This window comes from Neptunomonas marina, assembly GCF_004005935.1.
Taxonomy (GTDB): Bacteria; Pseudomonadota; Gammaproteobacteria; order Pseudomonadales; family Balneatricaceae; genus Neptunomonas; species Neptunomonas marina.
Map to the genome: position 1 here is coordinate 758245 of NZ_SACQ01000001.1, position 25335 is coordinate 783579.

The window sequence follows — 25335 nt, forward strand, 5'->3', positions numbered from 1 at the left end:
TAGAATGCTCTTTTAAATTAGACCGACATGACGCATACGTCAAGTTTTTCAAACAAGAGTTTTAAATAAGCTTTACATTTGCAGATTTAGACTATAATTGAAGGGCATCGCTGTTACATCCCGACGTTTGAGGCGCTAGATTAGCGCCTTTTTTATTGCATGTTTCTACTGAAAATTTGCCCAGCGCTGGGCGAGTTTTGCCGTTGCGTTTTCTAGACTGACGGGGGTGATGACGCCCTCTGCATTTGTGCTAATGAGCCCCAGTTTGGTCAGCTTTTTTAAGGCGTCATCAATCTCAAAATCGACTACAGCTTGCCATTTTTCGCTTAGCCACTGCTCAATGGTGTGGTCGAGCATCGGACGTGACATCGGCGCCGGCGCGGTGAGCAAAAAGTAATAAGCTAAAATCGCTTCTTTGCACTCTTCCTCTTCTGCTTCGTCCAAGAGGCGGTGAAATACGCCAGCGTTGTTATCTAAGTTCTTAAAATACAGGTTCTGTGTCAGCTTCTGAACAAACTTCAGCTTGCGGTTCTTGAAGTTGTTAAACTGCTTCCAGAGATAACTCCCTAACGCTCCTAGCCCAGCGAGTAGTGCGACTAACGCGGCTTGGTTGAGCTCAACAGGTTGGCTGTGCAAACCTAGCCAGAACCCTAGCAGTGATCCTATCAGCACTAGGCTAGCGCCCAGCTTGGTTGTTACCACTAAGCCACCGCTTACTGCTGCGGGAACGCCAATCATTAGCTTGTCGATCAAGCGCATTCGAACCTGTGTATTTGGAAACAGCATCTCCAGATCTGCTTTGGGAACATTTTTAAACAACTTCAAAATGATCCCCCCTGGTGGCAGGTTAAATGTCTCTGCACGTTCGGTGGGAAGGTCTTCGCGGATGCGCAAATACAGGGCGACCCGCTCATAATTAGTGAAGGTCAGCGGGGCAGATTTAAGCCCCCAGAATTTGGGTACCGACTCCGTTTTTTCGTGCTCGCCGCGTACATACAGTACGACCTCAGCATAGTCAGAGAAATCAACTTCTAAGCGTACTTTGAACAATGAATCTTGAGAAAGAGCATCCTCGATCACGCTTTGGTTGAGGGCTTCATAGTTCGCCTTTTCCAACAGCTGGCTCAACAATGTTGGAAATGGGGTAATCTCTTCTGCCATCGTTGCAGGCAGTTCGACGGCGAATGTGTCTCGGTCGGGGTTGATGCTGCTAAAGCTATCCTTCATCGCTTCTTTTTGCGTTAGAAAAAGCACATGAAAGAGTTGCTGAATCTGTGTGGCAACATGACGAAACTGTTCTCGTTCCTGCTGGTTTAATCCGTTAGATACTAAGCACATCTCAATAATGTCTCTTTTTCGGAACGGAATAAAGCGAAGAGGTTTGAGTGTTTTTCTATTCATATTGGCAGACGTTCAGTGTTTTTCGTAACTCATGAGGCTGCGCAGTATAAAACAGGGTAGAGAAAAAACCGAGTACAAAAGCATCTATTTTCGTGGTTAAAGCAGCGCTTTTTGTTGCGCTGCACAATATACCTTAGTATAATTCAGCCTGATTCCAAAGTAGCAGTATCCGCTTTGAATAGTTTTGACTAACTCGTGCTCTAGTGAGGTACACATGGCTTCGAAGATCCGTGATTTTGAGGATTGGGTCGACGTGCAGGAAGCGCTACTCGACACCTATGTTGAAAAGGTGTTTGAGGCAAAGAATATTGATGATTGGTTTAGTGCAGCGCATTGGTATATGGATGCCGTGATGACGACTTATGCCGACCAAAGCCGCCAGCTGTTTCAAAGTGCGGCCTAATCAGTATATCTGAGGGGCGTTTAGCCCCTTTCTTGAAACAGGCGTTCGCCCTGTTGATCAATCATTAGCTTCGCTTTGCGGAACGTTTCTTGAGTACATAGCTCTTCAGATGGCAGTAGATCTGCTCTGATAAAGGTATGCTCTTTCTCCTGAAAACGAATAAGACCGTTTATTCGATACTGTCCGCCCTCTGCGGCAGGTTCTGCAATAATTTCGTAGTCTTCATATTGCTCAGTGTAGCGTGTTGGCTCTGGTGGTGTGCTAGCACCGCTAAACATAGCTTTAAGTGAGTCAAACAGTCCCATTAAATCATCTCTATATTTGATTGAGTTTCGAGTATAGCGTTATTGGTCTGATGCTTGCCATCTTATTGAGCGGTGTAAAATGATCGGTATTACGCATAGACTAGGTTCAAGAGTTATGAGGTTAAATTTAGGCTTAAACGGATGATAGAGATTACGCCGCGCGTCAGTATTGGGGAAGATGAAGTAAGCTTCTCCGCGATTCGCTCTCAAGGTGCAGGAGGGCAAAACGTCAACAAAGTCGCAACGGCGATTCAGCTGCGTTTTGATATTAAAGCATCCTCTCTCAGTGAAAGCGTCAAGCAGAAGCTGCTAGCGTTATCTGATCGACGTATCAGTCGTGAGGGCGTGGTTGTCATTAAAGCTCAGCAGTTCAGAACGCAAGAGAAAAATCGGCTTGAGGCGGTTGAGCGGCTGTGTGCATTGATAGCGGCAGCGCTGGTGGAACAGAAAAGACGGGTGGCAACACGCCCGACAAAAGGCTCGCAGCGCAGACGCATGGATAGCAAAAGTTTACGGGGTAAAACAAAACAACTGCGTGGTCGGGTGAGCGATTACTAAGCAAGGGTAATGGGTTGTTCATTGGCTCATCTCAGCCACTATCTTGTTCAGCATCAAGGGTTTTGGGAATGCGCATGGATAAGTTAAAGCCATCGCCATCGCCTAGTTTTAATCGCCCCTGCAGTTGTTTGGTGACGATGTTATAGACAATAGACATACCCAGCCCACTGCCTCCTTTACCCCGTTTGGTGGTGTAGAAAGGCTCGAAAATACGCAACCTCTCCTCATCTGATAGTCCCCGTCCGCTATCTTGATATCTCAATAAAACGCAGCCTTCATCAAGCGTTGCCGACACGCCTATTTTGCCGCTTTGCTGGTTAAAGCCGTGGTTGGCTGAGTTCAAAATCAGATTGGTGAGCACTTGGTGAATCGCTCCGGGGTAGGTGGTGAGTTCGATCTCGTCAGGAACGTCAATGTTGAAGGTTATATTCTGCTTTTTAATCTGCGGAAAAATCGTCTGGATGGATGAGTGTATGTACTCGTTGAGATTAAAAGTATGAATCGTATCGTGGCTTTGATCGGTGGATATGAGCTTGAAGTTAGAGATCAACTCGCTGGCTTTAATAATGTTCGTATCGAATAGGCTGCTTGCTTCCTCTACATCGTCTAAAAAGCGCGTTAGATCCGACTGCGTGAGTGTGCCTTGTTCCATTTTTTCGCGGACGGAGGCAACGCCATCGCTTTGCACACTCGCTGCGGTACGGCACACACCGATCGGTGTGTTTATTTCGTGCGCGATGCCCGCGACCATATCACCAAGTGCTGCCATTTTCTCTTTTTCGACGAGCGACTCTTGGGCGGCTTTGACATCAGCAAGTGACTGCTCAACTTGGCGCGTACGTTGTGTCACGAGCAGCTCTAATTGCTCGTTATAGATCTTGTCCATCTCTAGCAGTCGGTCGCGCTCCTTTAGTAACTGCCTTAGCTCTTGCTGAGTCGCTTGCAGATGCTCAATCGCGACGTTCAGATTGTTACGCATGATGTTCAAGTTCTCGACGACAGAGTCAATTTCATCTTTCTTGCGTGTATGTCGAGGATGGTTCAGGCGAAGTGGTTGGTCGATACTGCGCACCGATAATTGGCTCAGATAATCGGCAATGCTCGTTAATGGGCGAGTGACAAGAACGTAGATCAAGATAAGAATAAACCCAGAGACGGCGAAAGTTTTCAAAGCGTTGCTAAACAAGATAACTCCGGCTTTGTAGAGCAACCGGTTGTATATATTGTTGATGTTAGCAGCAATATGGAGTTGCCCTAACGTAATGGGCTCGGTTCTGTTGGATTCGTATATCAAAGGCAGCGTGTGTAGGTGGTCTTCACTAGCAGGGCGAGAGCCAGCCTCATATTCTACGCGCCCATCCGCCGTAATCGCGACCCATTCGATGTCGGGTAGTGTGCTGAGCCCCTGTAATTGCACCGTGAGCTGGTCCTCATCAAGAGACCATAGACTCAGCGTAATGGTGTTGAGATAAGACCTCTCGATATCTGAGACTTGGCTGTTAACGCGAGTTACATCTTCGTTGTAGTCCATAAATAGCTGGACGGAGCTGGCGATCAGCGTGAAAAATGAGCTAAACAGCACGATCAATAAGACGAATCGCCGCCCCAAAGTACTTGCGAACACACGAGGTAAACTCATCACGATCTGGTTTTCCCTATGAATGGCTAGCTATTCGTGAAACCGGTCACAGATATCCATGACAGCATCGACGTTTACCAGCAAAAGATCAACGAGTTCTGGATCAAAGTGTTTTCCGCGCTCTGTGGTGAAGTAGGCTAAGGTCTCCTCTAGCGACCAAGGTGCTTTGTAGCTGCGTGCATGGAGAAGTGCATCAAACACGTCTGCAACTGCCGTGATCCGGCCCTCGAGAGGGATCTCTTTACCACGCAACTGGCGCGGATAACCTTGACCATCCCAGCGCTCGTGATGACACCCAGCAATGGTCGCTGCATATCGAAATAGGGGTTTGTCGCTGTGCGATAGCATCTCCTCCCCAATGGTGGTGTGTTGTTGCATCACTTCCCACTCGTGTGGCTCGAGACGCGCGGGTTTTTCTAATATCGCATCGGGAATGGCAATCTTACCAATATCATGCAGTGGCGCGGCTAAACGCAACGACTCTACGAACTGATCAGATTCACCGTATTTTGCGGCAATGAGAGCCGAAATCTCTGCAACACGGCGCACATGAGCACCGGTCTCTTCAGAGCGCTTCTCGATCGCTTCGCCCAAGATGCAGATCAGTTCAGACTGAACTGCGTTGAGCTCATCTTTGGCCATCAGTGTTTGATAGGTCGCCAGAGCGCCGCTGCAAAACAGGTCCAGTGCATGTAACTCATCTTGATCGAGAGCCTGTGTGCTAGCTAGATAAAGGAAACAATTATTTCCACTGTGATCTTTGCTAAGCGCTGTGTAGCCGAGGCCGGTTTGGCCTGACCGTTGTTTTACGAGGGTCGTCGTGATGGCGTTTGCTAGATACTTCGGGAGGTCGGCAGCAGATACTGCAGTGAGACCGGTATAGGTATCCGTGGTTTTTTGGCCGTTGGCTCGCGTTAATTGAAGGTAGGTTTCACTACCCCCAAACGGAATCTGCGTAATGAGCTGAACCTCTGAACAGTCAATATTCAGTGCTGTTTTGAGCGCCGATGCTGCGGTCTGGGGTAGCAGAGAGAGGCTCGGTGTTCTGCTGACCTCTCGTAATGCTGAGATCGTCGCTTCTAGTCTTAGCCGCTGTTTATGTAGCGCCAAAATATCTTGATAAGCCCTCAGTGCTGAGTGCATAAGGGTTTTGAGCTTAATATTGGTTAGCTCAGTTTTGGCTTTGTAATCGTTGATGTCATAGTGCGCTATAACCTGTTCCTCGGGCGCCTGGCCTGGTTGTCCTGTACGCACCACCAAGCGGGTGATGGAGTTGTTTAAGTGCTCTCGTATATATTCGATCAGCTTGAACCCCGCGTCTTCGGTCTCCATCACAATATCGACCAGGGCAAGGGCTACGTTGCTGCCTTTGGCGTGGAAAATGGCTTTTGCCTCTTCACTTGAGTATGCGTGCACCAGCTCGATAGGGCGGCCTGCGCATTCCATATGACGCAGGGCCAAGCGGGTAATCTGGTGAACACTCTCCTCATCATCAACGATGAGTACGGTCCAAGGAGGCGTCGGTGGCAGTGTGTCAGCATCCGTGCTTTCCGGTGCAAAGGGAAAGGCTTGCGTTGACATAGGTGCGCTCCGTTGTTTTGCTCGTAATCTTCAGTGTAGTCGAAACAAAACGGATAAACGCAACTGAGCAGCACGTAGTGGCTGATATAGCCTTTGACGGGGTAGGTGTTTGCATCCTAGCGATGCGGCTAAGATGCAAACGGAGAGCTAATGCGTTTTAATCAATAGAATCAAGAATTCTTCGCAACTCGTTGATTTTAGATGACATAACTTTTTCTAAATGATCAATGTCGGAGCGGATCTTCTCTTTTGGATCGATTGGATCGGCCTCATGGCGTGTTGCCTCAAGCTGTTTTAGCTCTTCCAGTGCAGCCAGCAGTTGAGGACTAATACGCTGCATGTTTTCAAACGCTTTTGAGTTCTGAACTTCAAGCGGTACGCCACGACGACCACGGACAAATGTAAACTTCTTACTGCGTGAGAGCAGCGAGCCTTTGGGACGTTTATAGTAGATTTTTAACACGTCGGTGTTGCCTTGGTGGCGCAGGGCGAAGCGTTCGATCTGATCGAGTGATTTAACACCCATTTTGGTCAGCGTTGGAAAGTTTGACATGTCAGAAGGTTCTCATATTGCGCGCGACGCATCGCGCAAGGCTCAAAAGACAGATAGTAAAAAACCAGCGAAACCATACCTGATGGCGCTGTAAAGTGTTTGAGCTGAGCGGTCATTACGGCTCAAAAGTAGCGGTGTTGGACGGAAAGATAGGTAACAACCCGTAACGACGCCGCTGGTGGCCATGATAGGGCGCGAGCGGCTTCTCTAGCTAGCGCCAGAACTCTTTTTCGGATGGAGCCAGTTACGACTGCCTAACGCTGTGTAGCAAGAAGCCTAAGGAACTCGTTGAATACACTGTTCTCCAGTGGATGCGGTAGGTCCAACGCGAGGCTGTGGCGGTAGTAGCGGCTCAAGTCGAGACCAAAACCGAGACCAAACAGCGCAATATTTGGATGCTTTTCCAAGAGCGCTGCGACCATCGCAAGGTGAGTATCAAGGAAATCGTCCGGATTATTTTGTACGGTTGCTGTCTCCATCGGGCAACCATCAGATAGAACGATCAGGATGCGGCGTTTTTCCGGCCTAGCCATCAAGCGTTCGGTGGCCCACAGCAAAGCTTCACCATTCACGCTCTCTTTAAAGATGCTGGGTTTCAACATCGCTGCGAGTGCTGAGCGTGCGCGGCGAATATCGGTGTCTGCATCTTTGTAGATAATGTGCTCGAGCTCAGCGAGTCTGCCCGGGTTTGGTGTGCCTCCTGCGCGCCGCCACGCTTTGAAGCTCGCGCCGCCTTGCCAAGAACGTGTTGTGAAACCGAGTACCTCAGATTTAATATCAGCCAAAGCTAGCGCGCGGCATAACACCTCAATAAAGGCGGCAATCGGCTGAATGTGTTCTTTCATTGAACCAGAGTTATCGATCAGAAAGCTCACCACGCAATCACTGTGCGGTTTTGCATGTTCTTGCTTAAACACAGCGCGATAGCTGGGTGCGGTTACGATACGGTTGATCTGCGCCGAATCGAGGTATCCCTCCTCCTGCGCATCTGCCCAGTGGTTATGTTCACTGGCGCTGAGTAGTGCGCGGAGTTGGCGAGCCAGACGCGGAATGTTGACGCGCTGGCCGCGAATGGTCTCATCAAGCTGCTCGCGAAGGCTTTCCCGCTGGTGGGGCAAGACCAGTTTAGTGGCCTCGATTACGCGGTCTCGGGCATTTGAATAGATTTTGTAATCACTGAGCTGCGTTTGCAGCATTTCAAAGGAAGCGCTATGAGCATGGCTGCGCAGGCCCGGCAGCAGGCCTTGGTCATCGGTTTCTGGAAACAGGGTCATGCTGCCGCTCGTTAACGTGTCATCTCCGTCGTCTTGCGGTGTTTTATCTGCTTTCGACAGCGCTTCGGTTAACTCGTTAATGACCGCAACAATCCCCAGCGCATTCTGAGCGTATGCGTGTTGGTCTTCACGGGCGCGACGCATACCTGCAAGGTAGCCCCCAATGTGAGGCGCAAGCATCATACGTTGAGGCTCGATAAGGCCCTCAGTGGCCTCGTTGACTGGCTGCCCACTGAGGCGCGACCACGCAACCTGCGCGATGGTATAAACAAGTAGGCCAACATGGGACTCTGTTAAGCCAGAGTCGCAAAATTGCGCACACCAAGCCTTGTAGCGATAGTCTAGGTTAGCGGCGCAACCGGGATATTTGTCTCGATCAACAAGAGACTCCACGCGCAGTTGCTCCAGCAACTCGAACAGTAGCTTGCCGGTCTCGGTACTGGGCATCAATGAGCGGTGTAGCGCGCTATCGCTGTGTTTAATACGCTGCGTAATACCATCGGCGGCACCACGAAAAGAGCGAAAGGTATCGCTATCGAGTTGCGGATACAGATGCGGGGCGCGAATGCCTGCCGAGCGCTCGTCGATTACCGCCTCGCGTCCGCGAAAACGAAAACCTGCTGCGCTTGTAGCGGCACGAATGGAGGCCCCACAGAGCTCTTCGACAAACTGTTGCAGTTGGCTTTGCTGCGCTGCCGTTTTCATATTACTCAGCCAAGGCCAGCTTAGGTGCTTGGTGCGCCCATGACTCAGTGAGCTCTTCATCAAAGCAACGTTGATAGTACTCGGCGATCAGTGTTCGCTCCGCTTCATCGCATTTATTTAAAAATGAGAGTCGAAATGCCACCGATGTGTCATGGAAAATCGCGCAGTTCTCGGCCCATGAGATCAGGGTTCGAGGGGACATCAGTGTGGAAATATCATGCGCGGCGAAGCTGTTGCGGGTTAGCTCGGCCACGGCGATCATTGAGCGGATAAGCTTCTCACCTTGCGGGTTATCGAGGCTTGGTACGCGAGCTTTGATGATCTTGGCTTCATCTTCGGCCGGTAGATAATTGAGTGTGGCGACGATATTCCAACGGTCCATCTGTGCTTGGTTGACCATCTGCGTGCCATGGTACAAGCCGTTACTGTTGCCTAAGCCGACCGTATTGGCCGTCGCGAAAAGGCGAAACTGTGGGTGCGGCGTAATCACTTGGTTTTGATCGAGTAGCGTAAACTTGCCATCGCGCTCCAGAATACGCTGGATGACAAACATGACGTCGGGGCGGCCGGCATCGAACTCATCGAAGATCAGGGCAGTTGGGCGGCGTAGCGCCCACGGAACAATACCCTCTTGGAACTCGGTCACCTGCTTGCCATCGCGCAGTACAATGGTGTCTTTGCCCACTAGATCAAGGCGGCTGATATGTCCATCTAAGTTGATGCGCACGCACGGCCAGTTTAAGCGAGCGGCGACCTGTTCGATATGCGTCGACTTGCCCGTGCCATGTAGACCTTGCACCATAACGCGGCGGTCTTGGCTAAACCCAGCAAGAATAGCGAGTGTTACCTCTGGGTTGAAATGGTAGCCCGGATCAATCTCTGGCACGTGGTCGTCACGTTCACTAAATGCTGGCACACGCAGGTCGGTATCGATACCGAACAGCTCTCGAACAGAAACACTAATATCAGGCTCGTTAATGCGTATATCAGACATAGATCTGTGACTCCCATACTTTTTAGCTGAGTGTACGGCAGTCTTAGAGAAGCGAGTTGGGCCAGATCTGGGGAGCGGATAACGCCAGCTTAGAATGCCGCTCTTAACATTAGGCTTGCGCCGATACCGATGAGAAGTGCGAAAGCCAGTCTGCGCATATTGGTACTGCTAAGCGGTGGCGGAAAGCGCTTTCCGCCCCAAGTGAACAGCATCACCATCGGAATGCAGCAGGCGGAGAAGATCAGCACATCGGCGGTCAGCTGCCCCTGAAAACCAACCATGATGGTGCGTACTGAAGAGCAAGCGAGAAAAATACCAAGCAAACAGATGCGGATGGTTTTTAGCTCAAAGGGTTGGCGATAGAAAAGATACACCAACGGCGGGCCAGCTAAGCTGAAAAGCCCTGCTAAGAAGCCTGATGCCAGCCCTGCACCCATAAAAACCGGCTGTGATGAGGGCTGCTCTAAAGGTTCAGGACGCAGCATGATCAACATACCACCCACAAAAATCGCTAACCCTAGGGCAAAGTGAAGCAGTGTTTGGTGAGTGCTGCTTAAGAAGGTAAGCAGATATAAACCGAGCGCAAGGCCCGGCACAATCCCGATCATCACAGCACCTACACGGCGACGATCTAAGGCTTGGCGTTCACCCTTGATCGCGGTAAGCCCGTTCACGAGCGTCACTAAGCTGATCACCACGGAAGTGAATGCGATGGGTACGAGGTTCAGCATGGTGACTGCGCCCATCACAATCATTCCTAACGCAAAGCCGGTCACCGTTTGGACATAAGTTGCTGCAGCAATGATGCCGGAGAAAATGAGTAGGGTTGTGTAGTCCATCATGGTGTTATCTATCTCAATGTAGAGAGCGTCTCTGCCGGATCAGCTCGGGCGCGCATACTAAAGGATCTATATTAAAGCCTACAGGTCCAGTTGCTACGTTAGAGTGAGTCCAGGATTGTGGCACCATCAGCTGCGTTCATTTGGACTATGTCAGGTGAATGGAGTCTCTCTAACATGGCATGATTGCTATCTCTAATAACAATTGATCGGACATGCTTGCCAGCGTAGCGCAATGCTCGCTACGCGGCCTCAGGTACCGACTTCCGAATCAGGAGCCTCACATGCAGTTTGAAACACGTAACCCATACACCGGCGAACTTTTGGCTGAGTTTCCAATGTTGTCTAATGATCAGCTAGAGCAGAAGCTTCAGCAAGCTGACTTGGCCGCTGAGCATTGGCGTACCGCACCTTTTAGTGAGCGCTCGGCGCTGCTTAACGCATTGGCAGATAGGCTGGATGCAGAGCGTGAAGCGCTCGCTAAGCTGATCTCACTAGAGATGGGCAAACTGCTACCAGAAGCGCTAGGTGAAGTGGATAAATGTGCTTTGGCGTGTCGGCACTACGCTGAGCATGCGGAATCTATGCTGCAAGACGATTTAATCGCAACACCGGCGCAGCGCAGTTTAGTCACGTATCAACCATTGGGTGTGATTTTTGCTGTGATGCCGTGGAACTTCCCTTTCTGGCAAGTGTTCCGCTGCTTGGTATCCGTGCTGATGTCTGGCAACGCGCTACTGTTAAAACATGCGCCAAATGTGCCGCAGTGTGCAAAAGCGATTGAGCGTTTGGTCACTGAAGCTGGGGCACCAGAAGGGTTGTTTGCTGAGCTGACCATTTCGGTTGAGCAGGCGTCCGCAGTGATTGCTGATCATCGTGTACATGGCGTTGCCTTTACTGGTAGCGAGGGGGCTGGGCGTAAAATCGGGGCGTTAGCTGGCCAGAATCTTAAAAAATGTGTTTTAGAGCTGGGTGGTTCCGATCCGTTTATCGTCTTGGATGATGCTGATATGGAAACGGCTGTTGATGTGGCGCTGCGTGCCCGCTTCAGTAATGCAGGCCAGATCTGTATCGCTGCGAAGCGTTTTATCGTGTTGCAAAGCTGTGCGGATGATTTCACCTCGCGCTTGCTCGAGCGTGTTAATGAACTCAGAACAGGCGATCCGCTTGCAGCGACAACGACGCTAGCACCGATGGCGCGTGCTGACCTGCGCGACGGCGTGCATCGCCAAGTTCAGCAATCTCTGGCAGAAGGGGCTGTGAACCTAACGGGATGTGACATTGTTGAAGGAGGTGGTTTCTTCTATGTACCGTCCGTTCTTACCAATGTAAAGCTTGGCATGACTGCATTTAACGAAGAGATCTTTGGCCCGGTGGCGGCGATTGTTACGGCCCGAGATGAGGCGGATGCCATCGCTCAGGCTAATGCGACGCGTTTTGGTCTAGGTGCCAGCATCTGGACGCAAGATGTTGAGAAGGGTGAGGCGATGTTGCGCCAGTTAGATGTGGGGGCCGGGTTTGTGAATGCGCAGGTGGCCAGTGATGTGCGTATGCCTTTTGGGGGTGTTAAAGCTTCAGGCCTTGGGCGAGAGCTTGGAACCAATGGTATTCGTGAATTCTGTAACGGCAAATCTATCTGGGTAGCCTAACAAAAAGACCGCCCTCGCAATGAGGGCGGTAGCTGCAACGCTAAGGGATGGGAGTGACTAGTGCACAGGGTGTGCAATGTCCTATGCTGGTTATGCGATGCGTTTGAGATCGTCTTTGAGTTCTGAAATCTTGGCGCTCATCACTTGCTCGAGCTTCTCGAGTTCATCAATCAATAGCTGCTGTTTGTCTTCTGAAGAGCCTGCAAGTGTCAGGGTGTCTAGCTCACTAAGGATTTTTGGTAATTGCACGCTGTGTGCGTCGGTGTTGTGCTGAAATGTGTAGGAGTGGCTTTCTTGATGAGGAAGGTTTTCTTCGTCGTTGAGGTAAATTTTCAACGTTGTTTCAGACTCTTTCTCAGCCAATCGGTAATGGCTGATGCGCGTTGAGTCGGTAAGACCCATGGCGGCTAGATTTGGAAAATCTGGCATGTCGGCTCCACTTATTTTCGTTGTAGGTTGGTTTAGCCCTGCTCCACAGAGTAAAAAACGACCACTTTAGTGAATAGGGCCAATTCCTTTTATTGTGTGTGGCCAGCTGGCCTAATGCAGTGATTGCGGCTGGATCTAAAGCGGTTGTCTGCTGGGCTCTATAGTTTAAAAAACGATAAAAATAGAGTAAGAGAGGGTTAGCATGGCTACAAAATCATTTGTGAAGATCGAACTGAGTGCTGAGATGGTCGAGCTGTTCGATCGCTATCACCGCTACACGGCAACATCCCCTGAAGCTTATATCGAAGAACTAGTTGATAAAACAAAACCAACGCTCCAAGCGATGGTCGAGGCGATGGATGAAGCCAGTGAAAATCCTGAAAATAGCGATGTGATGGCTATTTTTAGTGAAAAGATGGCGCTTGCAGCGCTCGCTCAAAAGCAGAGCGAGCAAGAAACACTGCAAAGCTAACGCGTTATTGACCTTTGAATGAAGCGGGGCGCTTTTCAACGAATGCGTTAACCGCTTCAAGGTGATCCTCTGTGTTGTGGCACATACCCTGAAACGCCGCACACATCTCCAAAAACTCCGGTAATTCTGTCTTTTGTGCGCTTTTCATCAACCGCTTCGTCAAGCGCAAAGCTTGAGGAGGTTTGGCTGCAATCTGTTCTGCTAAAGCTTGAGCACGATCCAATAGTTGGTCTGGTTCAACAACATCCAATAATAAGCCGATCTGTTGGGCTTCTTCCGCTTTAACGATGCGGCCGGTAAAGGTCAGCTCAGCGGCCTTTTGATAACCCACTAAGCGTTGCAGGAACCAAGCACCACCGTCGCCCGGAATAATACCCAAGTTCACAAAGGTTTCGCCAAGTAACGCTTTGGTTGAGCCAATCCGTAGATCACACATGCAGGTTAGGTCAAAGCCTGCGCCAATTGCGGGGCCGTTAACAGCGGCAATCACGGGGACTTCGCACTGATACACTGCAAGCGGAATACGCTGAATACCGCGACGATACTTGTTCTGTACTTCATAGACATCGCCACCAAAGGCACCGTTACGGTACTCGCCATCACGCTCCTGCATCTCTTTGATATTGCCGCCTGCTGAGAATGCAGACCCTGCGCCGGTCATGATTAAGCAGGAAACATCGTCGTTGCGGTTTACCCAGTCGATGGTGGTTAGGATATCGTCAATGAGCTCCGTGCCGGTGAGAGCGTTACGGACGTCATCGCGATTAAACGTTAAGGTGGCGACACGGTTGCTGAGAACCAAATGTGCATCTTTGAGTAGTGGTACAGGCAGGCTCATAAAGGTATCCATTTATGCTGTTATTTTTAACTCATATTAAGGGTTTTCCTTTACGGGCGAAAGGCTGCAGGAGTCAGTGAGGCTCAGTCTTTAGATCGAAATAGGGTAGAGGGGAAACAAAAGGCTAGGCGGGAGAAACAGAAAAGGGCGCTTAAGCGCCCTTTTTAATAACTGTATCGATTAACCGAACTGGTTCATCGTGTTGTCTTCACCAGCCGCTTTCAGTGCAGCGTCGCCAGAGAAGTATTCTTTGTGATCATCACCCATGTCAGAGCCGGCCATGTTTTGGTGTTTAACACACGCAATGCCTTGGCGGATCTCTTTACGCTGTACGCCAGCCACGTAGCCCAGCATACCTTGATCACCGAAGTACTCTTTTGCAAGGTTGTCAGTAGACAGCGCTGCCGTGTGGTACGTTGGTAGCGTGATCAAGTGGTGGAAGATACCCGCTTCACGCGCAGCGTCTGCTTGGAACGTACGGATCTTCTCATCTGCTTGTGTCGCCAGTTCGGTTGCGTCGTACTCAGCGCTCATTAGGTTAGCGCGGTCGTATGCAGACACGTCTTGGCCCGCTTCAGCCATCGCATCAAACACTTGCTGACGGAAGTTCAGCGTCCAGTTGAACGATGGCGAGTTGTTGTACACCAGCTTCGCATTCGGTACCACTTCGCGGATACGGTTAACCATGCCCGCGATTTGGCCAACGTGTGGCTTCTCAGTCTCGATCCACAGCAGGTCAGCACCGTTCTGCAATGACGTGATGCAGTCTAGGACAACACGGTCTTCGCCTGTGCCTGCACGGAACTGGAACAGGTTAGATGGCAGACGCTTAGGCTTCAGCAGTTGGCCGTTTGCCTTGATCACCACGTCACCGTTTGCGATATCGTCAGGGCCGTTAACCACGTCACCGTCTAGGAAGCTGTTGTACTGGTCACCCAGATCACCTGGCTCGTTTGTTACCGCGATCTGCTTCGTCAGGCCAGCACCCAAAGAGTCGGTACGTGCTACGATCACACCGTCATCAACGCCCAGCTCAAGGAACGCGTAACGAACAGCACGGATCTTCGATAGGAAGTCTTCGTGCGGCACCGTCACTTTACCGTCTTGGTGGCCACACTGCTTCTCGTCTGATACTTGGTTCTCGATCTGGATACAGCATGCACCCGCTTCGATCATCTTCTTCGCCAGCAAGTAAGTGGCTTCTTCGTTACCGAAACCCGCATCGATATCCGCGATGATCGGCACGATGTGCGTTTCGTGGTTATCGATCTTGCTCTGAACGTCCGCTTCTTTCGCGGCATCACCGGCTTTACGTGCTGCGTCTAGCTCACGGAACAGGCCGCCCAGCTCACGCGCATCCGCTTGGCGCAAGAAGGTGTAAAGCTCTTCAATCAAGGAAGCAACCGACGTTTTCTCGTGCATCGATTGGTCAGGCAGTGGGCCAAACTCAGAGCGCAACGCAGCAACCATCCAGCCAGACAGGTACAAGTAACGGCGATCTGTGCTGTTGAAGTGCTTCTTAATAGAGATCAGCTTCTGTTGGCCGATGAAGCCGTGCCAGCAACCCAAAGACTGGGTGTATTGGGAAGGATCGTTGTCGTAACGCTCCATATCTTTACGCATGATCGCTGCTGTGTATTTAGCGATGTCCAAACCCGTTTTGAATTTGTTCTGAGCACGCATACGAGCCGCGTATTCTGGGTTAATCGCATCCCACGCAGCGCCTTGAGCGCCTTTAAGTGTCGCGATTGCGTCGATATCTTTATTCAGTGTAGACATGGTGTCCTTCCTATCAAAAGTTATTACTAAAGGGACAAAAAACAACGGTTTCTGTCGCGGCGGATGCCTGTGGAGGTACATCACGTATGCCGCAAAGTGAGGCCATTTTGCTGACAAGCTAGGGGCTCTGTCAAAGCGACTTTTGTGCATAGCAGCAAAGATGTAGTCATACTACAAATCAATAACTTAGGTGTTTGTAGTTAAACTACAAAGCCAGTTTTTAGGTGCACTGCAAAATCCTAGAGTTGGTGGGGCTTTCAAAGGGTAATTCAAAAGTATTAGCGACTTTTGTCGTGGTTAGCGAGGGGCGTTTTTACAAATCCATACGGTTATTTTAAATCTTTTTTTTATTCTTAAAAGATATATAAAAGAGTGACTACAGATTCAAAGAATATTGCCTGTTAAGGGCCAGAACGCCCAATGGCGCGTAAAACAGGCAGTTACCCAGTATGAGCGCAGGTTAGTCGCGGCTATAAAGCCACTGGCTTATTGCAAGCGGCAGAGTTTTACGAGCACGGTTACCGACAAAGACACCGATATGCCCAGCCTCGATGGCTTGTTCGGTATAGTCAGTGGTGCCGACCAGTGAACCGAGGGCCTTAGATGCGCAAGGGGGAACAAGGTGGTCTTGGGTACCGTAGATGTTGAAGATGGGGCAGCGTATATCAGCAAGGCGTACCGCTTCGCTACCAATTTGTAGTTGGTTGGCCACGAGCTGGTTTTGTTGGAAAAACCATTGCACAAACTCCCGATAGGCACTGCCCGCAAGGTCTGGGCTGTCGTTTATCCAGCGCTCCATCCGAAGAAACGCTTCGGCTTGCTCGGGGGTTTGTAACTGTTTGGGCAGGTCGAGTGTTTTTTGTGGCCCTAGTTTCATGGGGGAAAGCGAACGAAACACTTGATTCAACATACTGCCCGGAATATTACCGAAGGTGTTGACGGCAAGATCGACATCAATATTGCGTACCAGTCGGCTGAGGATATTCTCTGCCGTGTGGAAATCGACCGGCGTTACCATCGTAATCAGGTTCTTGATGCGCTCAGGATAGAGTGCTGTAAAGCACAAGCTGAGAGTCCCGCCCTGACACACACCCAGTAGGTTGATCTGCTCTGCACCAGCATGCTGGCATGTCTGCTCAACGCAACTGAGCAGGTAATCATTAAGATAATCGTCGAGATCGGTAAAGCGGTCGGTGCGATCAGGGTAGCCCCAGTCAATCACATAGATATCAACGCCCAGTGCGTTAAGCCGCTGAATAAGTGAGCGGCCAGCATCCAGATCGAGCATGTACCACCGGTTGACCAGCGCATAGCAGATCAGTAGTGGTGTGGAGGGGCGCTCAGAAACGGATCTATCGCCCGGATAGAAATTCAACGTGAGCTTGTCGTAGTGAAAAATCGACTCAGATTGGGTAGGCGCGACCTCTACCGCACTGATTTTAGCGAGTGTGTCTGCGCATGTGCTGAGCTGGCGATAGAGCTCTTTAAACTCCGTTTCGAGCAGTTCGGCATCAAACTTAAGGCCGCTCACTGTCCTGCTCCTTGCTCTCTAGTGCCGCCTTCAGTGTTTTGACTTCGTGCTTTAGTGTGTCGATCTCAGCCGCCATATTGCTCAGGGTGGCTTGCATATCACCAATCAGTCCACTCAACGCCGCTTGATCACTGCTCGCCTGATTACGCTTAACCGTGCGAACCTCCTTGCGGAGCTTGTGCTGGCGCTGCATCACTTGGTCTAGCTCAGTTCGTGAGACGAAGCCTAGCGCCTGAATATGCTGATCGCGGGTTTCGTTGGTAAAGGCGATCAGTTGGTTGATTTGGTTACTAATAGCACCATGTTTTTGGCTGTAGTTCGGGGTGCTGATAACATCAGCATAAACGGCATCATATGTGTTCGACCAATGGCGGTGCAGCTCGCTTAGCGACTCGATTTGCAGCTCACCGTTGTTTAGTTGCTGCAGCAACTGCGCGGAGGCCTGTTCGCTGATCTGCTGGTAGATCTCAAGATAGTCCGCCAGCGCTTGTTGATAAGCTTCAAGGTGGTTTAACCCTCTTTGGCTGCGCTGTTGCCAGTCTAGCTGTTCAGTCGATGCAAAGAAGGGTGTGCTGGCAAGCTTTTGGAAATGAGCATCCAGTGGCTGGCTATGGAGCTGATTTTGCAAAGCCTGCAGCAGTTCATCAGGAATCTTCCACGCGGCGAGTTGATCGGCCAAGGTTTGCTGAGAAAACAGTGCCAGTGCGCTTTTGAACCACTCCACCTGATGCGGCGACGCGGTCTGCTGTTGAGTGAACTGCTCCCCCAAAGAGGCTAGCTGATCTAACTGCTGCTGGATGTTTGCGGAGAAGTGCTGCGGGTTGAACATGCCGGTTTCTGGATTAAGCCCGCTTGACGCAGAGAGAGAGCTCCAATGCTCAAGTAAGGCTTTCTGCTGATCCAAAAGGGCTTGTAGCCAAGCGTTTTGTTGTTCTGACAACCCAGCAACCTCGTCTTATTGTTACGGCTAAGGGCCTCAGTGTACTGAAGCGGCGCGACTTATCAAATGCTTTCAGGAGGCGGAAGCATGTCGATAAGGCACTTCGCTGCATTGGATAGCGTTCTCTCGCGATGGTAGATGTAACCAAGCTGTCTTTGTATCGGCTTTGACCCGGTATTCAGGGTTTTGAGTGATGCATCAATCATGGTTTCTGGAAGTAGGCTCCAGCCTAAGCCGATACTGACCATCATACGGATCGTATCGAGGTAGTTTGTGGAGATATCCACGTTGATACCCAGCCCCTCGGTGCGGAACTGCTCAGCCACGATCTGGTGGGTAAAGGTGGCACTGCTGGGCAAAATAGCGGGGTAGTTTGCTAGCTCTTTTAGATCAACCCATGGTTTGTGCGCGAGCGGGTGATTCTGGTTGACCACATACTGCAATGAATCAACCCAAACCGGCTGTGACAATATTGCCGGGTCGGGATTAGGCGATAGTGTAATTAAGGCTAACTCAAGATCACCATGTAAAACGCCGTCATACGCGATCTCAGACTCATCAAACTGTAAATTTAACTGCACATCGGGATAGCGCTGTGAATAGTCGCGCAAAATGTTTGGCAGGCGGTGCAAACTGATGTGGTGACTGGCAGCCACTGAGAGGGTGCCGCGTACCTCGCCAGTTAGATTGCCCATGGCGGTTTCCGCATCTTTGATGGTGGCCAGAATATGTTTAGCGCGCGGCAGCAACGCCAAACCCGCTTCGGTCAATGAGATGCGCCGCCCAATTCGATCAAACAGTTTTTGATCCAGTTGCCCTTCAAGTAGAGCAATACGTTTGCTGATCGCTGATTGCGTAATAAAGAGCTGCTGCGCTGCTTGTGAAAATGAGCGGGTTTCTGCAACAGCAATAAAGGCGGCCAGCGTGTTGGTATCCATCTACGGTTTCTCTTGAACGGTGCGGCGAGTCAATACGATGCCTGCAAGAATAATAACAAGCGCGGCAAAGCTATTCAGGCTGATCGGCTCATTGAGCACAACGGCTCCGGTAAAGAATGCGACCACCGGAATCATAAAGTTGATATTAGCCAAGAAGCCGGGGCCTGCTCGCTCAACAACGACAAAAAAGATAAGTGAGGCGATCGCTGTGGGTATGAAACCTAACCACAGCGCCGCGATAATACCGGTCTGCTGAAGGATCTGGCTGTAAGTCAACGATTCACTCAAAAATAGGGGTGTTGTCAGAATAAAGGCAGCCGTTAGCATTCCGGCGCTGCCAACTAGTGGGTGAAAGCTTGATAGCTTTCTTGCTAGTACAGCGTTGAGAGCGTAGCAGCATGCGGCAATCAGAATAGCAAGTTCGTGCCACAGCGATGCAGAGAGCGCGATATCTGCCCGCAAAAGTAGCGCAACGCCAGAAAAGCCGACGATAACGCCGGCAATCTTGAAGCGGTTGAGCGGCTCATCAGGTAGTAGGTAGTGAGCAATAAGAATCGTCATCATGGGCATAATGGCCATGAGTGTTCCAGCGGTCCCCGAAGCGACCTCTTGCTGCCCCCAGGATATCAGCATGAAAGGGATAGCATTACCCATCATTCCGAGGATAAAAAACACGCCCCAAGCGCGCAGTGTTAAAGGCAGCCGGTAGCCTTTTATATAGCAGATACCTAATAGGACGGCTGCACCAACACCTAAACGGATATGCGTAACAGCCGTGGGTGTGAAGCCCTCAAGCGCAAGCGCAGTGACCATAAACGAGGTGCCCCACATCAACACGAGGGTTAGCAATAGCGCCCAGTTTAGGTAGCGGTGAGAAAGTAATCCGTCCATTCAAACTCCCTGACAATGAATGGGCATGATAGGGCACTTGTCCGGATAGGACTAGCGAAAGTGGTATATACATATCTAAAAATAAGAATACATACTCTATAAAAATTCTCTTTGGGTGAAGTAATGGATCTGTTAACGCTTTCAACATTCTGTGCAGTGGTAGAGGAAGGAGGAGTACTGGCTGCGGCAAAGTCACAACACACGGTTCAGTCAAACATCACCAGCCGCATTCGTAAATTAGAGGCGAGCCTGGGTGTGGATCTATTTTTTAAGCAAGGCCGCAAGCTAAATCTCACGCCGCAGGGACGCGTACTGCTCGATTATGCGAACAAGATGTTGCAGTTGGAGCGACAAGCACGGGCGGCGGTGCAGAATATGTCGGAGTGTGCAGGGGAACTGCGTATAGGCACGATGGAGAGTTTTGCCGCACTTCGCTTACCCGAGGTGATGTTACGCCTGCGCGAGGTGTACCCTAATCTGCAACTACAGGTGCAAAGTGGCACCAGCCGAGCGCTCCTTAGTGCTGTGCAGCGGCATGAACTCGACTGCGCCTTCGTGAGCGGCGATGTTGAGCAGCCGAATATCAAGTATGTTGAAATTCTGAATGAGAAGTTGGTGCTGGTGCGTAAACGCGGTGCTGCTCATCCGAAGCAGACGATCCTATTTCGTGAAGGGTGCGCCTATCGCGATAAGGCCATTGAGTGGAGTAAGCGCCAGCCAGACACTTATAACATGATGGAGATGGGGACGCTTGAAGGCATTCTAGGTTGTGTTTCGGTAGGTCTGGGTGTGACTCTGATGCCAAGCAGCGTGATTGACCAATGCATGTTTGCAGCCGACGTCGAGGTGATTGACGTGGCAGATGATCTAGCCCATTCGCCAACCTATCTGATCTATCACGAGCAGATGGCTGATCTTACCGGATTGGCGCAGCTCAGCAGGCCTTTAGGTGTACTCAAGAGAGAGAGCTTAAGGAGCCAATGATATTGCTTGGCCATCTGCCGCGACTTCGCCGGGCGTGACAAGCTTCTCGCTCACCCACGGGTGGTCGCCAATCATCTCCATCATATGATCGATAAACAGGCGCACCTTAGGGTTTAAATGGCGCTTGCTTGGGTAGATTGCGTTGATTTCAAACGGAGGGCAGTGGTAGTCACTCAGTACTTCAACTAGTACGCCCTCTTGTACGCATTCGCGGCAAAATACACGCGGCATCCGAGCGATACCCATGTGCTGAAAGACCATTTCACGAATAAAGCTGATGCTGTTCGCCTTAAGCTGCCCATTCACTTTGACGCTGCTGTCCCAGTTCTCGAACGTCCAGTGCTCATCGGCTTTGAGCACCCCAAAGCAGTTGTGGTCGACCAGGTCATCGGGTGTTTTCGGCGTGCCATGCTTAGCGAGGTACTCCGGTGTGGCGTAGAGGCCGCGGTTAACCTCGGCAACGCGACGTGCGATGAGCGTAGAATCTGCCAACGCTCCCACCCGAATGGCAAGGTCGATCCCTTCCTCTATCAGGTCGATCACGCGGGTGCTCAGCTCAACTTCGAGGTGGATGTCGGGATAGCGCCGCAGGAATGTGCTTACTACATCATTCATCATAAACACGCCTAGCTCAGAGGGCATTGTGATCCGCAGACGGCCGCGGGGATGGTCTTGATTGGTGGCTAGGTAGTCTTTCGCGGTTTCTAGCTCGTTGATCAGTGGCTGGCATCGCGCAAACAACTCTTCACCATCATCCGTAAGTTTTAACTTGCGGGTCGTGCGCTGCAGTAAACGTGCGCCTAGATCGTCTTCGAGCTGCGCAATACGGCGGCTGATGGTCGATTTTTGGATACCCAAACTTTCGGCAGCGGCGGTAAAACTACCGGTCTCTACAATACGAATAAATAGACTGATATCGTTTAAATTCATGGGTTTTCCGAAACGCGCGCCAAAGGGTAAGCAACTGATTTGCTATATTTTTTATTGTAAAAGAACCATATCACTCTAATACTGTTTTATTGTTTAGAAAAGATCAAGGATTGGAGGATGCGATGCAAGCTCATCTACAATTGTTGGCCCAGTACAATAAACACATGAACAAGCAGCTGTTTGCTTTGGCAGAGCAACTAACACCCGAACAGCGAGCGGAGGACCGAGGTGCGTTCTTTGGCTCAGTGATGGGAACGCTTAATCACATTTTGGTGGGCGACCTTATCTGGCTTAGCCGCTTGGCCGAGCACCCCATCCAGCCGGCGGCGTTGGGGTTCTTACGTAGTACCGAACTCCCCACACGGCTGGATCAAACGCTATTTTCAGAGCTACATCAACTCTGGCAGGAGCGGCAAATCGTGGATAGTGCGCTGGAAGGGCTCGTGGAGGAGTTGTCGGATACCGACTTAACTTACCGCTTGACCTATCAAAACATGCAAGGAATGTTGGCCTGCCGCGAGACCGGAGCGCTATTACTGCACCTGTTTAACCATCAAACCCATCATCGTGGTCAGTTGACCACGCTGTACAGCCAGTTTGGCTTAGATGTTGGGGTAACTGATCTGCTCGCGCTTATTCCAAGCCACGCTTAGCGGCGACATGCTGCTTGATGGCATGGGCGATCGCTATCACACCATTGGTGCGTGATGGGCTTAAGAACAGGTCAAGGTGGCAGGCCGCTAGCAGGGCAGGCACATCGAATTTGCGTATCTGCTCGCTTGGTTGCGCTTGCACCTGCGTCAGCAGCAGATAGCATAGCCCCCGCATAATGCGCGCATCCGAATATAGTGCAAACTGGCAGGCGTGTTGGTCGTGCGTATCAGCAACCAGCCAAACAGCAGACTCGCAACCGCTGACTCTATTTTCGTAAACGATAAAATCATCGGGTAGGACGGGCAATAAGTTTGCCCATTCAATCAGCGTGTTGAGGCGCTGTTGCCAGTTAGGCAAGGTGCTAAGAATATGCTGCGCCTGCGCTGCACTGTGCTGCATTTGCGGCCATGTAAACGCCGCTTTTTCTGTGCCCGCTTCACTGGGTAGTTCGCGCAGTTGCGTGACAATTTCAATTAACGTATTCGCGAAGTAGCGCACCTCATCGACAGTGTTGTAGATACTAAACGAAGCGCGCACGGTGCCATCAATACCTAAGCTTTCCATCAGTGGCATAGTGCAGTGGTGGCCTGAACGCACTGCAATGCCCGCTTCATCAAGCATCAAGGCAAGATCTTGGTGGTGCAGGCCTGCTACGTTAAACGACAGAACCCCAGCGTTTTCACTGTTTGGTGCGTAGATCGTGATGCCATCCATGTCTTGCAGCAACGCTATCGCTTGTGCGCGCAGGTTTTGCTCATGCTGGTGAAGCGCTTCTCGGTCTTGGTTCGTGAGGTAGTCGAGGGTGGTTGCTAGTGCGATGGCTTCGCTGATCGGAGGAGTGCCTGCCTCAAACTTGAAGGGAAGGTCGTTAAATGTGCTCCCGGAGAAACTCACTGTTTTAATCATCTCACCGCCAAACTGCCATGGCTCAAGGCTCTCAAGCAGTGTGGATCTTCCCCAAACCACGCCAATACCAGTTGGGCCGAAGCACTTGTGACCCGAGAATAGATAAAAGTCGCAATCTAGCTTTTGTACGTCGACGGGTAGATGGGCAACTGCTTGAGCGCCGTCGATCACCGTATATGCGCCACGTTGCTTTGCTAAAGCGATACAGGTCTCGATGGGGTTGATCACGCCAAGCGTGTTCGACACATGGCACAGCGATACGATCTTGGGCGTGTGCTCATCGAGTAGCGCTTCATAGGCTTTAAGGTCGAGTGTTTGATCGCCGCGCAACGGAGCCGGTATCAGCTTGGCACCCACGCGCTGGCAAAGTTGTTGCCAAGGGACGATATTCGCGTGGTGCTCCATGGTGGTGACAAGCACAGTGTCGTCTTTATTTAAGGCGTATGGGCCCAGAGTCTGGGCCACTAGGTTCATGCCTTCGGTAGTGCCTCGTGTCCAAATAACTTCATGGCTTGCAGTGGCATTGATAAAAGCAGCCACTGTCTCGCGGGCCGCTTCGAACTGCGCGGTAGCACGGTTCGATAAACTATGGGAGCCGCGATGTACGTTTGCATTCGTGGTTTTGTAGTAGCGTGTTAGCGCATCGATAACGGCTTTGGGCTTTTGAGTGGTTGCCGCATTGTCGAAATAAACCAAAGAACGGCCGTGTACTCGCGATGAGAGGATCGGGAAGTCACGGCGTAAACGTTTGATATCTAGCATAAAAAGTTAGGAAGACTCTTCGGTGTTCTCAGTGGTGTGCTTTAAGCGCGCATACTGGCTGGCCCAGCGTGCATACATCATGGCGGAGGTAAACAAGACCGCAACTAACAGACCGTAAATCACACCCATGGTGCGTGTTTCAGTATGTGTTGTGGCCGCTAGCACCGCTTCGTTGAAGTAGAGTAGTAGCAAAAAGCAGAGCCATGCATGGCCGCGTGGGTTACCGGAACGCACCGTTGGAATAAATGCAGCCAGCGGCAGTACATGCAGGAGCCAAATGATCCAGCTGTTGCCCTTTTCAAGTGGGTGGACCACCAGATACCAGAGGGTCAATAAAGCCAACAGAGCGATGTAGCTGCCGACTGTAATTAGGCGGCTGAGGTGAGTTTTTCGAGCTAGAGCTTGCATGGTTAGTCCTGCAGTTTTAACGCTAATTGACCGAGGTGTCGGCCTTGGGCTTGGCACAGTGTGGTTTCATGTTCATCAAGTGGCCGATTGCTGTCGCTACCGGCAACGTGAGTCGCGCCATAAGGCGTACCGCCAGTCTGGGTATTCAGCAGGGCGGTTTCGCTATATGGAATACCGGCTATCACCATGCCGTGATGCATCAGCGGGAGCATCATCGATAGCAGAGTGGTTTCCTGTCCGCCGTGTAGACTCGATGTTGAGCTAAACACGCTAGCGGGTTTACCAATCAATGCGCCTGACATCCAGAGGCCGCTGGTTGAATCAACAAAGTGCTTCAATGCGCTCGCCATATTGCCAAACCGCGTTGGGCTGCCTAATGCAAGGCCTGCACAGTCTTTAAGATCTGCCTCGGTGCAGTAGATATCACCTTCGTTAGGTACGGCTGGCAGTGTGGCTTCACATTGGGTAGAAACGGGAGGCACGGTTCGTACTCGGGCCTCGATACCCGCTTGCTCGATGCCACGGGCAATTTGCTGTGCCATCGAACGCGTTGCCCCATGGCGGCTGTAATAGAGCACTAGAACATAGGGCGCGCTCATTTACAGAATCTCCAGCACAGACTCAGGTGGGCGGCCAATGCGTGCTTGCCCATCTTTAATGACAATCGGGCGCTCGATCAGTTTTGGCGCCTGGGTCATCGCCTCGATAACTTGCTCATCGCTAACGTTCGCATCATCTAAACCGAGCTCTTTGTACTCAGCTTCTTTTTTACGCAGCAGATCGCGTGGTGCCATATCTAGTGCAGCCAATACCTGCTTCAGCTCGTCTGCAGACGGAACATCCTTCAGATACTCCTTGATGCTTGGCTCAACGCCTTGCTCTTTTAGTAGCTCGAGCGTTTGGCGCGACTTCGAGCAGCGTGGGTTGTGATAAATTGTCACTTGGCTCATCAGGTATTCCTTACAAACTATT

At 50.9% G+C, this 25335-nt stretch carries 26 protein-coding genes; 6 read left to right on the forward strand and 20 right to left on the reverse strand.

Annotated features, from left to right (window positions below):
• Positions 1 to 165 precede the first annotated feature (165 nt).
• On the reverse strand, positions 166 to 1401 hold the full coding sequence (locus tag EOE65_RS03610; RefSeq protein ID WP_127692924.1) for a TMEM143 family protein: 1236 nt from the start codon (positions 1399 to 1401) through the stop codon (positions 166 to 168).
• A 214-nt stretch (positions 1402 to 1615) separates the two neighbouring features.
• Here EOE65_RS03610 and EOE65_RS03615 point away from each other — a divergent pair, with 214 nt between their 5' ends.
• The gene (locus tag EOE65_RS03615; RefSeq protein WP_127692925.1) at positions 1616 to 1804 is read left to right on the forward strand and encodes a hypothetical protein; all 189 of its coding nucleotides are present in this window, start codon (positions 1616 to 1618) and stop codon (positions 1802 to 1804) included.
• A gap of 20 nt (positions 1805 to 1824) precedes the next feature.
• Here EOE65_RS03615 and EOE65_RS03620 read toward each other — a convergent pair whose 3' ends face one another.
• A complete protein-coding gene (locus EOE65_RS03620) occupies positions 1825 to 2109 on the reverse strand; it encodes an HlyU family transcriptional regulator (RefSeq protein ID WP_127692926.1) in 285 nt (94 codons plus the stop codon).
• Between the two features lie 141 nt (positions 2110 to 2250).
• Here EOE65_RS03620 and arfB point away from each other — a divergent pair, with 141 nt between their 5' ends.
• Positions 2251 to 2667, forward strand: coding sequence for an alternative ribosome rescue aminoacyl-tRNA hydrolase ArfB (gene arfB, locus EOE65_RS03625; RefSeq protein WP_127692927.1), 417 nt, complete (start codon positions 2251 to 2253; stop codon positions 2665 to 2667).
• Positions 2668 to 2698: 31 nt separating this feature from the next.
• On the opposite strand, the gene EOE65_RS03630 is transcribed toward arfB, so the two are convergent.
• From EOE65_RS03630 to EOE65_RS03655, 6 genes are all read right to left on the reverse strand, one after another.
• Positions 2699 to 4306, reverse strand: coding sequence for a sensor histidine kinase (locus EOE65_RS03630; RefSeq protein WP_127692928.1), 1608 nt, complete (start codon positions 4304 to 4306; stop codon positions 2699 to 2701).
• A 30-nt stretch (positions 4307 to 4336) separates the two neighbouring features.
• A complete protein-coding gene (locus tag EOE65_RS03635) occupies positions 4337 to 5887 on the reverse strand; it encodes an HD domain-containing phosphohydrolase (RefSeq protein WP_127692929.1) in 1551 nt (516 codons plus the stop codon).
• A gap of 157 nt (positions 5888 to 6044) precedes the next feature.
• Positions 6045 to 6440: a DUF3461 family protein gene (locus tag EOE65_RS03640; RefSeq protein WP_127692930.1), complete on the reverse strand. Its 396-nt coding sequence runs from the start codon at positions 6438 to 6440 to the stop codon at positions 6045 to 6047.
• Positions 6441 to 6694: 254 nt separating this feature from the next.
• Positions 6695 to 8479, reverse strand: coding sequence for a cobaltochelatase CobT-related protein (locus EOE65_RS03645; protein WP_127692931.1), 1785 nt, complete (start codon positions 8477 to 8479; stop codon positions 6695 to 6697).
• Positions 8421 to 9413 carry an AAA family ATPase gene (locus EOE65_RS03650; protein WP_127692932.1) on the reverse strand — a complete coding sequence of 331 codons (993 nt, stop codon included), beginning with the start codon at positions 9411 to 9413 and terminating at the stop codon, positions 8421 to 8423. The genes EOE65_RS03645 and EOE65_RS03650 overlap by 59 nt, the downstream gene beginning before the upstream one ends.
• An 89-nt stretch (positions 9414 to 9502) precedes the next feature.
• Positions 9503 to 10255: a sulfite exporter TauE/SafE family protein gene (locus EOE65_RS03655; protein WP_206052595.1), complete on the reverse strand. Its 753-nt coding sequence runs from the start codon at positions 10253 to 10255 to the stop codon at positions 9503 to 9505.
• 281 nt (positions 10256 to 10536) lie between these two features.
• Here EOE65_RS03655 and EOE65_RS03660 point away from each other — a divergent pair, with 281 nt between their 5' ends.
• On the forward strand, positions 10537 to 11901 hold the full coding sequence (locus tag EOE65_RS03660) for an NAD-dependent succinate-semialdehyde dehydrogenase (protein ID WP_127692933.1): 1365 nt from the start codon (positions 10537 to 10539) through the stop codon (positions 11899 to 11901).
• A gap of 90 nt (positions 11902 to 11991) precedes the next feature.
• On the opposite strand, the gene EOE65_RS03665 is transcribed toward EOE65_RS03660, so the two are convergent.
• A complete protein-coding gene (locus EOE65_RS03665) occupies positions 11992 to 12330 on the reverse strand; it encodes a DUF3461 family protein (RefSeq protein ID WP_127692934.1) in 339 nt (112 codons plus the stop codon).
• Between the two features lie 202 nt (positions 12331 to 12532).
• Between EOE65_RS03665 and EOE65_RS03670 the strand changes: the two genes are divergently transcribed.
• Positions 12533 to 12802 (forward strand): hypothetical protein, encoded by a 270-nt coding sequence (locus EOE65_RS03670; RefSeq protein WP_127692935.1) that lies wholly within the window; start codon positions 12533 to 12535, stop codon positions 12800 to 12802.
• A 4-nt stretch (positions 12803 to 12806) separates the two neighbouring features.
• Here EOE65_RS03670 and EOE65_RS03675 read toward each other — a convergent pair whose 3' ends face one another.
• The 6 genes from EOE65_RS03675 to EOE65_RS03700 form a co-directional block, all read right to left on the reverse strand.
• Positions 12807 to 13640 (reverse strand): enoyl-CoA hydratase-related protein, encoded by an 834-nt coding sequence (locus tag EOE65_RS03675; protein ID WP_127692936.1) that lies wholly within the window; start codon positions 13638 to 13640, stop codon positions 12807 to 12809.
• A gap of 180 nt (positions 13641 to 13820) precedes the next feature.
• Complete coding sequence (locus tag EOE65_RS03680) at positions 13821 to 15419, reverse strand: isocitrate lyase (RefSeq protein WP_127692937.1); 1599 nt, start codon at positions 15417 to 15419, stop codon at positions 13821 to 13823.
• 460 nt (positions 15420 to 15879) lie between these two features.
• Positions 15880 to 16950 carry a class III poly(R)-hydroxyalkanoic acid synthase subunit PhaC gene (phaC, locus tag EOE65_RS03685; RefSeq protein WP_127692938.1) on the reverse strand — a complete coding sequence of 357 codons (1071 nt, stop codon included), beginning with the start codon at positions 16948 to 16950 and terminating at the stop codon, positions 15880 to 15882.
• Positions 16937 to 17890, reverse strand: coding sequence for a poly(R)-hydroxyalkanoic acid synthase subunit PhaE (locus EOE65_RS03690; RefSeq protein ID WP_127692939.1), 954 nt, complete (start codon positions 17888 to 17890; stop codon positions 16937 to 16939). The genes phaC and EOE65_RS03690 overlap by 14 nt, the downstream gene beginning before the upstream one ends.
• Before the next feature lie 62 nt (positions 17891 to 17952).
• Positions 17953 to 18828, reverse strand: a complete 876-nt coding sequence (locus tag EOE65_RS03695; RefSeq protein WP_127692940.1) for a LysR family transcriptional regulator — start codon at positions 18826 to 18828, stop codon at positions 17953 to 17955.
• Complete coding sequence (locus tag EOE65_RS03700) at positions 18829 to 19719, reverse strand: DMT family transporter (RefSeq protein ID WP_127692941.1); 891 nt, start codon at positions 19717 to 19719, stop codon at positions 18829 to 18831.
• Positions 19720 to 19842: 123 nt separating this feature from the next.
• Here EOE65_RS03700 and EOE65_RS03705 point away from each other — a divergent pair, with 123 nt between their 5' ends.
• Positions 19843 to 20703, forward strand: coding sequence for a LysR family transcriptional regulator (locus EOE65_RS03705; RefSeq protein WP_127692942.1), 861 nt, complete (start codon positions 19843 to 19845; stop codon positions 20701 to 20703).
• Here EOE65_RS03705 and EOE65_RS03710 read toward each other — a convergent pair.
• A complete protein-coding gene (locus EOE65_RS03710; protein ID WP_127692943.1) occupies positions 20689 to 21633 on the reverse strand; it encodes a LysR family transcriptional regulator in 945 nt (314 codons plus the stop codon). The two genes, EOE65_RS03705 and EOE65_RS03710, sit on opposite strands and share 15 nt — an antisense overlap.
• A 122-nt stretch (positions 21634 to 21755) precedes the next feature.
• On the opposite strand from EOE65_RS03710, the gene EOE65_RS03715 reads away from it, so the two are divergent.
• Complete coding sequence (locus EOE65_RS03715; RefSeq protein WP_127692944.1) at positions 21756 to 22286, forward strand: DinB family protein; 531 nt, start codon at positions 21756 to 21758, stop codon at positions 22284 to 22286.
• On the opposite strand, the gene EOE65_RS03720 is transcribed toward EOE65_RS03715, so the two are convergent.
• The 4 genes from EOE65_RS03720 to arsC are packed head-to-tail and all read right to left on the reverse strand — an operon-like array spanning position 22267 to position 25313.
• The gene (locus EOE65_RS03720) at positions 22267 to 23955 is read right to left on the reverse strand and encodes a SufS family cysteine desulfurase (protein WP_127692945.1); all 1689 of its coding nucleotides are present in this window, start codon (positions 23953 to 23955) and stop codon (positions 22267 to 22269) included. The genes EOE65_RS03715 and EOE65_RS03720 overlap by 20 nt on opposite strands.
• A 6-nt stretch (positions 23956 to 23961) precedes the next feature.
• Entirely contained in the window at positions 23962 to 24363 is a 402-nt protein-coding gene (locus tag EOE65_RS03725) for a DUF2069 domain-containing protein (protein WP_127692946.1), read from the reverse strand.
• A 2-nt stretch (positions 24364 to 24365) separates the two neighbouring features.
• Positions 24366 to 24962 (reverse strand): NAD(P)H:quinone oxidoreductase, encoded by a 597-nt coding sequence (gene wrbA / locus EOE65_RS03730; protein WP_127692947.1) that lies wholly within the window; start codon positions 24960 to 24962, stop codon positions 24366 to 24368.
• Positions 24963 to 25313: an arsenate reductase (glutaredoxin) gene (gene arsC / locus EOE65_RS03735; RefSeq protein WP_127692948.1), complete on the reverse strand. Its 351-nt coding sequence runs from the start codon at positions 25311 to 25313 to the stop codon at positions 24963 to 24965. It abuts the gene before it with no gap.
• Positions 25314 to 25335 lie beyond the last annotated feature (22 nt).